The following is a 14,201-nucleotide window of genomic DNA, read 5'->3' as shown; positions in this document are numbered from 1 at the left end:
GAATATTTGACCGTGAATGACTACTTTTACAGCGCCTGGCACGTTGTTCGCATAAAATGTGAGCGAAAGAACGTTTTATGCAATTTTTTAGTTGCATGACTGCGCAGGTATCCATAGAATGCGCGCTACTTGATGCCGACTTAGCTCAGTAGGTAGAGCAACTGACTTGTAATCAGTAGGTCACCAGTTCGATTCCGGTAGTCGGCACCATCAAGTCCGGTGGGGTTCCCGAGCGGCCAAAGGGAGCAGACTGTAAATCTGCCGTCACAGACTTCGAAGGTTCGAATCCTTCCCCCACCACCACTTTCTGGCAGCGTAAATGCCGCCGGAGCTGGTTGGAAAAATTAGCCAGCTCAAACTGAAAAAGAGAGAAATCTCTTTTTTTGTTACAGAAAGAACTGGGTAGCCGAGTTTCAGGATGCGGGCATCGTATAATGGCTATTACCTCAGCCTTCCAAGCTGATGATGCGGGTTCGATTCCCGCTGCCCGCTCCAATACGTGCTGATATGGCTCAGTTGGTAGAGCGCACCCTTGGTAAGGGTGAGGTCCCCAGTTCGACTCTGGGTATCAGCACCACTTCACTTCTCCTTCCCGTTTCTCTCTGTTTCAATTTTACTGTATTCAACAATTCAGGCATTTCGCCTGGTTGATGTGGTGATATCACCGATTTATCCGTGTCTTAGAGGGACAATCGATGTCTAAAGAAAAGTTTGAACGTACAAAACCGCACGTTAACGTCGGTACTATCGGCCACGTTGACCATGGTAAAACAACGCTGACCGCTGCAATCACTACCGTTCTGGCAAAAACCTACGGTGGTTCTGCTCGTGCATTCGACCAGATCGATAACGCACCAGAAGAAAAAGCTCGTGGTATCACCATCAACACTTCCCACGTTGAATACGACACCCCGACTCGCCACTACGCACACGTAGACTGCCCAGGCCACGCCGACTATGTTAAAAACATGATCACCGGTGCTGCGCAGATGGACGGCGCGATCCTGGTTGTTGCTGCGACTGACGGCCCAATGCCTCAGACTCGTGAGCACATCCTGCTGGGTCGTCAGGTAGGCGTTCCTTTCATCATCGTGTTCCTGAACAAATGCGACATGGTTGATGACGAAGAGCTGCTGGAACTGGTAGAGATGGAAGTTCGTGAACTGCTGTCTCAGTACGACTTCCCAGGCGACGATACCCCAATCGTTCGTGGTTCTGCTCTGAAAGCGCTGGAAGGCGATGCAGAGTGGGAAGCGAAAATCATCGAACTGGCTGGCTTCCTGGATTCTTACATCCCAGAACCAGAGCGTGCGATTGATAAGCCATTCCTGCTGCCAATCGAAGACGTATTCTCCATCTCCGGTCGTGGTACCGTTGTTACCGGTCGTGTAGAGCGCGGTATCATCAAAGTTGGTGAAGAAGTTGAAATCGTTGGTATCAAAGAGACTGCGAAGTCTACCTGTACTGGCGTTGAAATGTTCCGCAAACTGCTGGATGAAGGCCGTGCTGGTGAGAACGTTGGTGTTCTGCTGCGTGGTATCAAACGTGAAGAAATCGAACGTGGTCAGGTACTGGCGAAGCCAGGCTCAATCAAGCCACACACCAAGTTCGAATCTGAAGTGTACATCCTGTCCAAAGACGAAGGCGGCCGTCATACTCCGTTCTTCAAAGGCTACCGTCCACAGTTCTACTTCCGTACAACTGACGTGACCGGTACCATCGAACTGCCAGAAGGCGTTGAGATGGTAATGCCAGGCGACAACATCAAGATGGTTGTGACTCTGATCCACCCAATCGCGATGGACGACGGTCTGCGTTTCGCAATCCGTGAAGGTGGTCGTACCGTTGGTGCTGGCGTGGTTGCTAAAGTTCTCGGCTAATTGCTGATAACATTTGACGCAATGCGCATGAAAAGGGCATCATTTGATGCCCTTTTTGCACGCTTTCACATCAGAACCTGGCTCATCAGTGATTATTTTTGTCATAATCATTGCTGAGACAGGCTCTGCAGAGAGCGTATAATCCGTAAAGGGATTAAGCGTATCGATTTGGTCGCCTCGCAATCGCGGGGTGAAATTATTTGTAGAATTCTTCTGACAGGTTGGTTTATGAGTGCGAATACCGAAGCTCAAGGGAGCGGGCGCGGCCTGGAAGCGATGAAGTGGGTCGCTGTTGCCGTGCTGCTGATTGTGGCAATCGTTGGCAACTATCTTTATCGTGACATGATGCTGCCGCTCCGCGCGCTGGCAGTGGTGATTCTGATTGCTGCAGCGGGCGGTGTCGCGCTGTTAACGACTAAAGGTAAGGCAACCGTTGCTTTTGCACGTGAAGCGCGTACCGAAGTCCGCAAGGTGATTTGGCCAACTCGCCAGGAAACACTGCACACCACTCTGATTGTGGCTGCTGTGACTGCGGTAATGTCACTGATCCTGTGGGGACTGGATGGTATTCTGGTTCGCCTGGTTTCCTTTATCACTGGCCTGAGGTTCTAAGATGTCTGAAGCCCCTAAAAAGCGTTGGTACGTCGTTCAGGCGTTTTCCGGTTTTGAAGGCCGCGTAGCAACGTCGCTGCGTGAGCATATCAAATTACATAATATGGAAGAGTTGTTTGGCGAAGTTATGGTCCCGACCGAAGAAGTGGTCGAGATCCGTGGCGGCCAGCGTCGCAAAAGCGAGCGCAAATTCTTCCCGGGTTACGTGCTGGTTCAGATGGTGATGAACGACGCGAGCTGGCACCTGGTGCGCAGCGTACCGCGCGTGATGGGCTTTATCGGCGGCACGTCTGACCGTCCGGCGCCAATCAGCGACAAAGAAGTTGATGCGATTATGAACCGCCTGCAGCAGGTGGGTGATAAGCCGCGTCCGAAAACGCTGTTTGAACCGGGTGAGATGGTTCGTGTTAGCGACGGTCCGTTTGCTGACTTTAACGGTGTGGTTGAAGAAGTGGACTACGAGAAGTCCCGCCTGAAAGTTTCTGTTTCTATCTTCGGTCGTGCGACCCCGGTAGAACTGGACTTTGCTCAGGTAGAAAAAGCCTAAGCAGCGATCAAAAAAGCGACGATTTAATCGTTGCACAAGGCGCGAGATTGGAATACAATTTCGCGCCTTTTGTTTTTATGGGCCCGGCCCGTAAAACGAATTTTATTCACGGGGAGCCTTCCTGAGGCGCTATTACCCAATCAGAGGATTTTAGAATGGCTAAGAAAGTACAAGCCTACGTCAAGCTGCAGGTTGCAGCTGGTATGGCGAACCCAAGTCCACCAGTTGGTCCAGCTCTGGGTCAGCAGGGTGTGAACATCATGGAATTCTGTAAAGCGTTCAACGCAAAAACTGAATCCCTGGAAAAAGGTCTGCCAATCCCAGTCGTAATCACTGTTTACGCTGACCGTTCTTTCACTTTCGTTACCAAAACCCCTCCAGCAGCAGTTCTGCTGAAGAAAGCGGCTGGTATCAAGTCTGGTTCCGGTAAACCGAACAAAGACAAAGTGGGTAAAATTTCCCGCGCTCAGCTGCAGGAAATCGCGCAGACCAAAGCTGCCGACATGACTGGTGCCGACATTGAAGCGATGACTCGCTCAATCGAAGGTACTGCACGTTCCATGGGCCTGGTAGTGGAGGACTAAGAAATGGCTAAACTGACCAAGCGCATGTCCGTGATCCGTGACAAAGTTGATGCGACCAAACAGTACGACATCAACGAAGCTATCGCTCTGCTGAAAGAACTGGCAACTGCTAAGTTCGTTGAAAGCGTTGACGTTGCCGTTAACCTCGGCATCGACGCGCGTAAATCCGATCAGAACGTTCGTGGCGCAACTGTACTGCCACACGGTACTGGCCGTTCCGTTCGCGTAGCTGTATTTGCTCAGGGTGCAAACGCTGAAGCTGCTAAAGCTGCCGGCGCTGAACTGGTAGGTATGGAAGATCTGGCTGATCAGATCAAGAAAGGCGAAATGAACTTTGACGTTGTTATTGCTTCTCCAGATGCAATGCGCGTTGTTGGCCAGCTGGGCCAGGTTCTGGGTCCACGCGGCCTGATGCCTAACCCGAAAGTAGGTACTGTAACGCCTAACGTTGCTGAAGCGGTTAAGAACGCTAAAGCAGGTCAGGTTCGTTATCGTAACGACAAAAACGGCATCATCCACACCACCATCGGTAAAGTGGACTTTGACGCTGACAAACTGAAAGAAAACCTGGAAGCTCTGCTGGTTGCGCTGAAAAAAGCAAAACCAACTCAGGCGAAAGGCGTGTACATCAAGAAAGTTAGCATCTCCACCACCATGGGTGCAGGTGTTGCAGTTGACCAGGCTGGCCTGAGCGCTGCTGCAAACTAATGCCTTTACGTGGGCGGTGATTTTGTCTACAATCTTACCCCCACGTTTGCTAACAAAAGTTAGCGGCTAAAAGATTTGTTCGTTGGAGCCTGGCCTAATCCAGGCCTCCGTCGAAGACCGCAGGTGTTTCGCAAGAGACTTAATCCCCTGCGTAGACGGTGACAGAACGCTAAGATTATTTTTGGATACTCTGGCTTGTTTCTGCTCACCGTATTAAGACGCTCTTCCCGTTGGGTTGAGTGAAGTGAGTTCCGGAGCATGAGTTCCGGCAAACATCCAGGAGCAAAGCTAATGGCTTTAAATCTTCAAGACAAACAAGCGATTGTTGCTGAAGTCAGCGAAGTAGCCAAAGGCGCGCTGTCTGCAGTAGTTGCGGATTCCCGTGGCGTTACTGTAGACAAAATGACTGAACTGCGTAAAGCAGGTCGTGAAGCTGGCGTATACATGCGTGTTGTTCGTAACACCCTGCTGCGTCGCGTAGTTGAAGGTACTCAGTTCGAGTGCCTGAAAGACACGTTTGTTGGTCCGACCCTGATTGCATACTCTATGGAACACCCGGGCGCTGCCGCTCGTCTGTTCAAAGAGTTCGCGAAAGCGAATGCAAAATTTGAGGTCAAAGCTGCAGCCTTTGAAGGTGAGTTGATCCCGGCATCGCAAATCGATCGCCTGGCAACCCTGCCGACCTACGAAGAAGCAATTGCACGCCTGATGGCAACCATGAAAGAAGCTTCGGCTGGCAAACTGGTTCGCACTCTGGCTGCTGTTCGCGATGCGAAAGAAGCTGCTTAATCGCAGTTATCTTTATAAAGCATTCGCTTACGTATAAACTTATTCTGATTTTCAGGAACAATTTAAATGTCTATCACTAAAGATCAAATCATTGAAGCAGTTGCAGCTATGTCCGTAATGGACGTTGTAGAACTGATTTCTGCAATGGAAGAAAAATTCGGTGTTTCTGCTGCTGCTGCTGTAGCTGTAGCTGCTGGCCCGGCTGAAGCTGCTGAAGAAAAAACTGAATTCGACGTAATTCTGAAAGCTGCTGGCGCTAACAAAGTTGCTGTTATCAAAGCAGTACGTGGCGCAACTGGCCTGGGTCTGAAAGAAGCTAAAGACCTGGTAGAATCTGCTCCAGCTGCGCTGAAAGAAGGCGTGAGCAAAGACGACGCAGAAGCACTGAAAAAATCTCTGGAAGAAGCTGGCGCTGAAGTTGAAGTTAAATAAGCCAACTTTTCTGGTTGCAGCCTAAGTCATTAGGCTGATGGCTGGTGACTTTTTAGTCACCAGCCTTTTTGCGCTGTAAGGCATCAGTAGCATTTCACACTGTTTGACTGCTGATTGTCCTGACAATGCATGTTTCTATCGACGACTTAATATATTGCGACAGGGTGCTCGCTCTGTGTAAATCGCGACGAAATGGTTTAAGCGTGATAGCAACAGGTATTGCGGAAAGTATTCAATTTTCCGGTCCACAAAATGGTGTTGCACAAACTGTCCCTTCGTCGGACAGATGGGTCGACTTGTCAGCGAGCTGAGGAACCCTATGGTTTACTCCTATACCGAGAAAAAACGTATTCGTAAGGATTTTGGTAAACGTCCACAAGTTCTGGACATTCCATATCTCCTTTCTATCCAGCTTGACTCGTTCCAGAAGTTTATCGAGCAAGATCCTGAAGGGCAGTACGGTCTGGAAGCAGCCTTCCGTTCCGTGTTCCCGATTCAGAGCTACAGCGGTAATTCCGAGCTGCAGTACGTCAGCTATCGCCTTGGCGAGCCGGTGTTTGACGTTCAGGAATGTCAGATCCGTGGCGTGACCTATTCCGCACCGCTGCGCGTAAAACTGCGTCTGGTGATCTACGAGCGCGAAGCGCCAGAAGGCACCGTAAAAGACATTAAAGAACAAGAAGTCTACATGGGTGAAATTCCACTCATGACAGACAACGGTACTTTCGTTATCAACGGTACTGAGCGTGTTATCGTTTCCCAGCTGCATCGTAGCCCGGGCGTCTTCTTCGACAGCGATAAAGGTAAAACACACTCTTCCGGTAAAGTACTGTATAACGCGCGCATCATTCCTTACCGTGGTTCATGGCTGGACTTCGAGTTCGATCCAAAAGACAACCTGTTTGTCCGTATCGACCGTCGTCGCAAACTGCCTGCAACCATCATTCTGCGTGCGCTGCAATATACCACTGAGCAGATCCTGGATCTGTTCTTTGAGAAAGTGATCTTTGAAATCCGCGACAACAAGCTGCAGATGGAGCTGGTGCCGGAACGTCTGCGTGGTGAGACCGCGTCGTTCGACATCGAAGCCGACGGCAAAGTGTATGTGGAAAAAGGTCGCCGTATCACTGCGCGTCACATCCGTCAGCTGGAAAAAGATGATATCAAACACATCGAAGTTCCGGTTGAATACATTGCAGGAAAAGTAGCCGCGAAAGATTACGTTGATGAATCAACTGGCGAGCTGATCTGCCCGGCGAACATGGAACTGAGCCTGGATCTGCTGGCTAAGCTGAGCCAGTCTGGCCACAAACGTATCGAAACGCTGTTCACCAACGATCTGGACCACGGTCCTTATATCTCTGAGACTATCCGCGTCGACCCAACGACCGATCGTCTGAGTGCGCTGGTTGAAATCTACCGCATGATGCGTCCTGGTGAGCCACCGACTCGCGAAGCGGCTGAAAGCCTGTTCGAGAACCTGTTCTTCTCTGAAGACCGCTACGATCTGTCTGCGGTTGGTCGTATGAAGTTCAACCGTTCTCTGCTGCGTGATGAGATCGAAGGTTCCGGTATCCTGAGCAAAGACGACATCATCGAAGTGATGAAGAAGCTCATCGATATCCGTAACGGTAAAGGCGAAGTGGACGATATCGACCACCTCGGTAACCGTCGTATCCGTTCCGTAGGCGAAATGGCGGAAAACCAGTTCCGCGTTGGCCTGGTACGTGTAGAGCGTGCGGTGAAAGAGCGTCTGTCTCTGGGCGATCTGGATACCCTGATGCCTCAGGATATGATCAACGCCAAGCCGATTTCTGCAGCAGTGAAAGAGTTCTTCGGTTCCAGCCAGCTGTCTCAGTTCATGGACCAGAACAACCCGCTGTCTGAGATTACGCACAAACGTCGTATCTCTGCACTCGGCCCAGGCGGTCTGACCCGTGAACGTGCAGGCTTCGAAGTTCGAGACGTACACCCGACGCACTACGGTCGCGTATGTCCTATCGAAACGCCTGAAGGTCCAAACATCGGTCTGATCAACTCCCTGTCCGTGTACGCACAGACAAACGAATACGGCTTCCTCGAGACCCCGTATCGTAAAGTGACTGACGGTGTTGTAACCGACGAAATTCATTACCTGTCTGCTATCGAAGAAGGCAACTACGTTATCGCTCAGGCGAACTCCAACCTGGATGACGAAGGCCACTTTGTAGAAGATCTGGTTACCTGCCGTAGCAAAGGCGAATCAAGCTTGTTCAGCCGCGATCAGGTTGACTACATGGACGTTTCCACCCAGCAGGTGGTATCCGTCGGTGCGTCCCTGATCCCGTTCCTGGAACACGATGACGCCAACCGTGCATTGATGGGTGCGAACATGCAACGTCAGGCCGTTCCAACTCTGCGCGCTGATAAGCCGCTGGTTGGTACCGGTATGGAACGTGCTGTTGCCGTTGACTCCGGTGTTACTGCGGTTGCTAAACGTGGCGGTACTGTTCAGTACGTGGATGCCTCCCGTATCGTTATCAAAGTTAACGAAGACGAGATGTACCCGGGCGAAGCAGGTATCGACATTTATAACCTGACCAAATACACCCGTTCTAACCAGAACACCTGTATCAACCAGATGCCATGTGTGTCTCTGGGTGAGCCAGTTGAGCGCGGCGACGTGCTGGCAGACGGTCCGTCCACCGACCTCGGTGAACTGGCGCTCGGTCAGAACATGCGCGTAGCGTTCATGCCGTGGAACGGTTACAACTTCGAAGACTCCATCCTCGTCTCCGAGCGTGTGGTTCAGGAAGATCGTTTCACCACCATCCACATTCAGGAACTGGCATGTGTGTCCCGTGACACCAAGCTGGGGCCAGAGGAGATCACCGCTGACATCCCTAACGTGGGTGAAGCTGCGCTCTCCAAACTGGATGAATCCGGTATCGTTTACATCGGTGCGGAAGTGACCGGCGGCGACATTCTGGTTGGTAAGGTTACACCGAAAGGTGAAACCCAGCTGACGCCAGAAGAAAAACTGCTGCGTGCCATCTTCGGTGAGAAAGCGTCTGACGTTAAAGACTCTTCTCTGCGCGTACCAAACGGTGTTTCCGGTACGGTTATCGACGTTCAGGTCTTCACCCGTGACGGCGTTGAAAAAGATAAACGTGCGCTGGAAATCGAAGAGATGCAGCTCAAACAGGCTAAGAAAGACCTGTCTGAAGAACTGCAGATCCTCGAAGCGGGTCTGTTCAGCCGTATCTATGCGGTGCTGGTTGCCGGTGGCGTTGAAGCTGAGAAGCTCGACAAACTGCCACGCGATCGCTGGCTGGAACTGGGCCTGACCGACGAAGAGAAACAGAATCAGCTGGAACAACTGGCTGAGCAGTATGACGAACTGAAACACGAGTTCGAGAAAAAACTCGAAGCGAAACGCCGTAAAATCACTCAGGGCGACGATCTGGCACCAGGCGTGCTGAAGATTGTTAAGGTGTATCTGGCTGTTAAACGTCAGATCCAGCCTGGTGATAAGATGGCAGGTCGTCACGGTAACAAGGGTGTTATCTCTAAGATCAACCCGATCGAAGATATGCCGCACGATGCTAACGGTACGCCGGTAGATATCGTACTGAACCCACTGGGCGTACCGTCTCGTATGAACATCGGTCAGATTCTGGAAACCCACCTGGGTATGGCTGCGAAAGGTATCGGCGACAAGATTAACGCCATGCTGAAGCAGCAGGAAGAAGTCGCGAAACTGCGCGAATTCATCCAGCGTGCCTACGATCTGGGTACCGATGTGCGTCAGAAAGTCGACCTGAACACCTTCAGCGATGAAGAAGTGCTGCGCCTGGCTGAGAACCTGAAAAAAGGTATGCCAATCGCAACGCCAGTATTCGATGGTGCGAAAGAAGCTGAAATTAAAGAGCTGCTGCAACTGGGTGGTCTGCCAACGTCTGGTCAGATTACGCTGTTTGACGGTCGTACCGGTGAACAGTTCGAGCGTCCGGTAACCGTAGGTTACATGTACATGCTGAAACTGAACCACCTGGTCGACGATAAGATGCACGCTCGTTCTACCGGTTCTTACAGCCTGGTTACTCAGCAGCCGCTGGGTGGTAAGGCACAGTTCGGTGGTCAGCGCTTCGGGGAGATGGAAGTGTGGGCGCTGGAAGCATACGGCGCGGCATACACCCTGCAGGAAATGCTCACCGTTAAGTCTGATGACGTGAACGGTCGTACCAAGATGTATAAGAACATCGTGGACGGCAACCATCAAATGGAACCGGGCATGCCTGAATCCTTCAACGTACTGTTGAAAGAGATTCGTTCGCTGGGTATCAACATCGAACTGGAAGACGAGTAATTCTCGCTCAAACAGGTCACTGGTGCCGGGTTAACCCCCGGCACCAGATTGTGCTAACTCCGACGGGAGCAAATCCGTGAAAGATTTATTAAAGTTTCTGAAAGCGCAGACTAAAACCGAAGAGTTTGATGCGATCAAAATTGCTCTGGCTTCGCCAGACATGATCCGTTCATGGTCTTTCGGTGAAGTTAAAAAGCCGGAAACCATCAACTACCGTACGTTCAAACCTGAGCGTGACGGCCTTTTCTGTGCACGTATTTTCGGGCCAGTAAAAGATTACGAGTGCCTGTGCGGTAAGTACAAGCGCCTGAAACACCGTGGTGTGATCTGTGAGAAGTGCGGCGTTGAAGTGACCCAGACCAAAGTGCGTCGTGAGCGCATGGGCCACATCGAGCTGGCGTCTCCGACCGCTCACATCTGGTTCCTGAAATCTCTGCCGTCCCGTATCGGTCTGCTGCTGGATATGCCGCTGCGCGATATCGAACGTGTTCTGTACTTCGAATCTTATGTAGTTATCGAAGGCGGGATGACGAACCTGGAACGTCACCAGATCCTGACTGAAGAGCAGTATCTGGACGCGCTGGAAGAGTTCGGTGACGAATTCGACGCGAAGATGGGTGCGGAAGCTATTCAGGCCCTGCTGAAGAGCATGGACCTGGAGCAAGAGTGCGAGCAGCTGCGTGAAGAGCTGAACGAAACCAACTCCGAAACCAAGCGTAAAAAGCTGACCAAGCGTATCAAACTGCTGGAAGCGTTCGTTCAGTCTGGTAACAAACCAGAGTGGATGATCCTGACCGTTCTGCCGGTTCTGCCGCCAGATCTGCGCCCGCTGGTTCCGCTGGATGGTGGTCGTTTCGCAACGTCCGATCTGAACGATCTGTATCGTCGCGTTATCAACCGTAACAACCGTCTGAAACGCCTGCTGGATCTGGCTGCGCCGGACATCATCGTACGCAACGAAAAACGTATGCTGCAGGAAGCGGTAGATGCCCTGCTGGATAACGGTCGTCGCGGTCGTGCGATCACCGGTTCTAACAAACGTCCTCTGAAATCTTTGGCCGACATGATCAAAGGTAAGCAGGGTCGTTTCCGTCAGAACCTGCTCGGTAAGCGTGTTGACTACTCCGGTCGTTCTGTAATCACCGTAGGTCCATACCTGCGTCTGCATCAGTGCGGTCTGCCGAAGAAAATGGCACTGGAGCTGTTCAAACCGTTCATCTACGGCAAGCTGGAACTGCGTGGCCTCGCCACCACCATCAAAGCCGCTAAGAAAATGGTTGAGCGTGAAGAAGCTGTCGTTTGGGATATCCTGGACGAAGTTATCCGCGAACACCCGGTACTGCTGAACCGTGCACCAACCCTGCACCGTCTGGGTATCCAGGCATTTGAGCCAGTCCTGATCGAAGGTAAAGCTATCCAGCTGCACCCGCTGGTTTGTGCGGCATATAACGCCGACTTCGATGGTGACCAGATGGCTGTTCACGTACCGCTGACGCTGGAAGCCCAGCTCGAAGCGCGTGCGCTGATGATGTCTACCAACAACATCCTGTCTCCAGCGAACGGTGAACCAATTATCGTTCCTTCTCAGGACGTTGTATTGGGTCTGTACTACATGACCCGTGACTGTGTTAACGCCAAAGGCGAAGGCATGGTGCTGACTGGCCCGAAAGAAGCTGAGCGTATTTATCGCGCTGGCCTGGCCTCTCTGCATGCGCGCGTTAAAGTGCGTATCACCGAATACGAAAAAGACGCTAACGGCGAATTCGTTGCGAAAACCAGCCTGAAAGACACGACCGTTGGCCGTGCCATTCTGTGGATGATCGTACCGAAAGGTCTGCCTTTCTCCATCGTCAACCAGGCGCTGGGCAAGAAAGCTATCTCCAAAATGCTGAACACCTGTTACCGCATTCTGGGCCTGAAGCCGACCGTTATCTTCGCTGACCAGACAATGTACACCGGCTTTGCTTATGCAGCGCGTTCAGGTGCATCTGTTGGTATCGATGACATGGTCATCCCAGAGAAGAAACACGAGATCATCTCTGAAGCGGAAGCCGAAGTTGCTGAGATCCAGGAGCAGTTCCAGTCTGGTCTGGTTACCGCGGGCGAACGCTATAACAAAGTTATCGATATCTGGGCAGCGGCGAACGATCGTGTATCCAAAGCGATGATGGATAACCTGCAGACCGAAACCGTGATTAACCGTGACGGCGTAGAAGAGCAGCAGGTTTCCTTCAACAGCATCTACATGATGGCCGACTCCGGTGCGCGTGGTTCCGCAGCACAGATTCGTCAGCTGGCAGGTATGCGTGGTCTGATGGCGAAGCCAGATGGCTCCATCATCGAAACGCCAATCACCGCGAACTTCCGTGAAGGTCTGAACGTACTCCAGTACTTCATCTCCACGCACGGTGCGCGTAAAGGTCTGGCGGATACCGCACTGAAGACAGCGAACTCCGGTTATCTGACGCGTCGTCTGGTTGACGTTGCGCAGGATCTGGTTGTGACCGAAGACGATTGTGGCACCCTCGAAGGTATCACCATGACTCCGGTTATCGAGGGTGGTGATGTTAAAGAGCCACTGCGCGATCGCGTACTGGGTCGTGTTACCGCGGAAGACATTCTGAAGCCGGGTACTGCAGACATTCTGGTTCCACGCAACACGCTGCTGCACGAGCACTGGTGTGACCTGCTGGAAGCGAACTCTGTTGACTCCGTAAAAGTACGTTCCGTTGTATCTTGTGACACCGACTTTGGTGTATGTGCGCACTGCTATGGTCGTGACCTGGCGCGTGGCCACATCATCAACAAAGGTGAAGCTATCGGCGTTATCGCGGCACAGTCCATCGGTGAGCCGGGTACACAGCTGACGATGCGTACGTTCCACATCGGTGGTGCGGCATCTCGTGCGGCTGCTGAATCCAGCATCCAGGTGAAAAACAAAGGTAGCATCAAGCTCAGCAACGCGAAGTCTGTTGTTAACTCCGCTGGCAAGCTGGTTGTGACCTCTCGTAACACCGAGCTGAAGCTGATCGACGAATTCGGTCGTACCAAAGAGAGCTATAAAGTGCCTTACGGTGCTGTTATGGCGAAAGGTGATGGCGAGCAGGTTGCCGGCGGTGAAACCGTAGCAAACTGGGATCCACACACCATGCCGGTTATCACCGAAGTGAGTGGTTTCATCCGCTTCACTGACATGATTGACGGCCAGACCATTACTCGTCAGACCGACGAGCTGACCGGTCTGTCTTCTCTGGTGGTTCTGGATTCTGCAGAGCGTACTGCGGGTGGTAAAGACCTGCGTCCTGCACTGAAAATCGTTGATGCTCAGGGTAACGACGTTCTGATCCCGGGTACCGACATGCCTGCGCAGTACTTCCTGCCGGGTAAAGCGATCGTCCAGCTGGAAGATGGCATTCAGATCGGTGCGGGTGATGCTCTGGCGCGTATTCCACAGGAATCCAGCGGTACCAAGGACATCACCGGTGGTCTGCCACGCGTTGCTGACCTGTTCGAAGCACGTCGTCCGAAAGAGCCTGCAATCCTGGCTGAAATCAGCGGTATCATCTCCTTCGGTAAAGAGACCAAAGGCAAACGCCGTCTGGTTATCACCCCAGTAGATGGCAGCGAGCCGTACGAAGAGATGATTCCTAAGTGGCGTCAGCTCAACGTGTTCGAAGGTGAACGTGTAGAACGTGGTGACGTGGTTTCCGATGGTCCAGAAGCACCGCACGACATTCTGCGTCTTCGTGGCGTACACGCGGTAACGCGTTACATCACCAACGAAGTACAGGACGTATACCGTCTGCAGGGCGTTAAGATTAACGACAAGCACATTGAAGTTATCGTTCGTCAGATGCTGCGTAAAGCAACCATCGAAAACGCGGGCAGCTCCGAGTTCCTGGAAGGCGAACAGGTTGAATACTCTCGCGTCAAGATCGCTAACCGCGAACTGGAAGCGAACGGCAAAATCGGTGCGACCTTCTCGCGCGATCTGCTGGGTATCACCAAAGCGTCTCTGGCAACCGAGTCCTTCATCTCTGCAGCATCGTTCCAGGAAACCACGCGTGTCCTGACCGAAGCCGCTGTTGCAGGTAAACGTGATGAACTGCGCGGCCTGAAAGAGAACGTCATCGTGGGTCGTCTGATCCCGGCGGGTACCGGTTATGCGTACCACCAGGATCGTATGCGTCGTCGTGCTGCAGGCGAACTGCCAGCTGCACCGCAGGTGACTGCTGAAGATGCATCCGCGAGCCTGGCAGAACTGCTGAACGCAGGTCTGGGTGGTTCCGACAACGAGTAAT

General features: G+C 52.2%; 9 protein-coding genes and 4 tRNA genes. All 13 read left to right on the top strand.

The genetic code is table 11. The features are described from left to right. Positions 1-134: 134 nt before the first annotated feature. The 13 genes from M2433_RS15060 to rpoC all read left to right on the top strand — a co-directional run bounded on the left by M2433_RS15060 (position 135) and on the right by rpoC (position 14,200). Positions 135-210 (top strand) — tRNA-Thr (locus tag M2433_RS15060). Between the two features lie 8 nt (positions 211-218). Next, positions 219-303, top strand: a tRNA-Tyr gene (locus M2433_RS15055). A 117-nt stretch (positions 304-420) separates the two neighbouring features. Further along, a tRNA-Gly gene (locus M2433_RS15050) sits at positions 421-495 on the top strand. A gap of 6 nt (positions 496-501) precedes the next feature. Then, positions 502-577: transfer RNA gene (locus M2433_RS15045), tRNA-Thr, on the top strand. A gap of 118 nt (positions 578-695) precedes the next feature. Further along, positions 696-1,880, top strand: a complete 1,185-nt coding sequence (gene tuf / locus M2433_RS15040; RefSeq protein ID WP_023309456.1) for an elongation factor Tu — start codon at positions 696-698, stop codon at positions 1,878-1,880. Between the two features lie 228 nt (positions 1,881-2,108). Continuing rightward, on the top strand, positions 2,109-2,492 hold the full coding sequence (gene secE / locus M2433_RS15035) for a preprotein translocase subunit SecE (RefSeq protein WP_014068449.1): 384 nt from the start codon (positions 2,109-2,111) through the stop codon (positions 2,490-2,492). Position 2,493: 1 nt separating this feature from the next. Next, positions 2,494-3,039, top strand: coding sequence for a transcription termination/antitermination protein NusG (gene nusG / locus M2433_RS15030; protein ID WP_002438628.1), 546 nt, complete (start codon positions 2,494-2,496; stop codon positions 3,037-3,039). Between the two features lie 155 nt (positions 3,040-3,194). Further along, positions 3,195-3,623 (top strand): 50S ribosomal protein L11, encoded by a 429-nt coding sequence (rplK, locus tag M2433_RS15025; RefSeq protein ID WP_008503452.1) that lies wholly within the window; start codon positions 3,195-3,197, stop codon positions 3,621-3,623. 3 nt (positions 3,624-3,626) lie between these two features. Beyond that, complete coding sequence (rplA, locus tag M2433_RS15020) at positions 3,627-4,331, top strand: 50S ribosomal protein L1 (RefSeq protein ID WP_006810530.1); 705 nt, start codon at positions 3,627-3,629, stop codon at positions 4,329-4,331. A 291-nt stretch (positions 4,332-4,622) separates the two neighbouring features. Beyond that, positions 4,623-5,120, top strand: a complete 498-nt coding sequence (rplJ, locus tag M2433_RS15015) for a 50S ribosomal protein L10 (RefSeq protein ID WP_001207203.1) — start codon at positions 4,623-4,625, stop codon at positions 5,118-5,120. Between the two features lie 66 nt (positions 5,121-5,186). Then, positions 5,187-5,552, top strand: coding sequence for a 50S ribosomal protein L7/L12 (gene rplL / locus M2433_RS15010; RefSeq protein ID WP_006176746.1), 366 nt, complete (start codon positions 5,187-5,189; stop codon positions 5,550-5,552). 319 nt (positions 5,553-5,871) lie between these two features. Continuing rightward, entirely contained in the window at positions 5,872-9,900 is a 4,029-nt protein-coding gene (gene rpoB, locus M2433_RS15005) for a DNA-directed RNA polymerase subunit beta (protein WP_047345341.1), read from the top strand. A gap of 76 nt (positions 9,901-9,976) precedes the next feature. Beyond that, on the top strand, positions 9,977-14,200 hold the full coding sequence (gene rpoC, locus M2433_RS15000; RefSeq protein WP_047345342.1) for a DNA-directed RNA polymerase subunit beta': 4,224 nt from the start codon (positions 9,977-9,979) through the stop codon (positions 14,198-14,200). Position 14,201: the final 1 nt, after the last annotated feature.

The organism is Enterobacter sp. AC1, assembly GCF_050434705.1.
Taxonomy (GTDB): domain Bacteria; phylum Pseudomonadota; class Gammaproteobacteria; order Enterobacterales; family Enterobacteriaceae; genus Enterobacter; species Enterobacter cloacae_L.
The sequence above is the reverse complement of the archived record's forward strand: the minus strand, read 5'-3'. Positions and strand labels throughout refer to the sequence as shown.

What these genes read in the sequence shown, in the direction of transcription:
- rplK (WP_008503452.1), top strand. Translation starts at nt 3,195, where the DNA reads ATGGCTAAGAAAGTACAAGCCTACGTCAAGCTGCAGGTTGCAGCTGGT.
- nusG (WP_002438628.1), top strand. Translation starts at nt 2,494, where the DNA reads ATGTCTGAAGCCCCTAAAAAGCGTTGGTACGTCGTTCAGGCGTTTTCC.
- rplL (WP_006176746.1), top strand. Translation starts at nt 5,187, where the DNA reads ATGTCTATCACTAAAGATCAAATCATTGAAGCAGTTGCAGCTATGTCC.
- secE (WP_014068449.1), top strand. Translation starts at nt 2,109, where the DNA reads ATGAGTGCGAATACCGAAGCTCAAGGGAGCGGGCGCGGCCTGGAAGCG.
- rplA (WP_006810530.1), top strand. Translation starts at nt 3,627, where the DNA reads ATGGCTAAACTGACCAAGCGCATGTCCGTGATCCGTGACAAAGTTGAT.
- rplJ (WP_001207203.1), top strand. Translation starts at nt 4,623, where the DNA reads ATGGCTTTAAATCTTCAAGACAAACAAGCGATTGTTGCTGAAGTCAGC.
- rpoB (WP_047345341.1), top strand. Translation starts at nt 5,872, where the DNA reads ATGGTTTACTCCTATACCGAGAAAAAACGTATTCGTAAGGATTTTGGT.
- tuf (WP_023309456.1), top strand. Translation starts at nt 696, where the DNA reads ATGTCTAAAGAAAAGTTTGAACGTACAAAACCGCACGTTAACGTCGGT.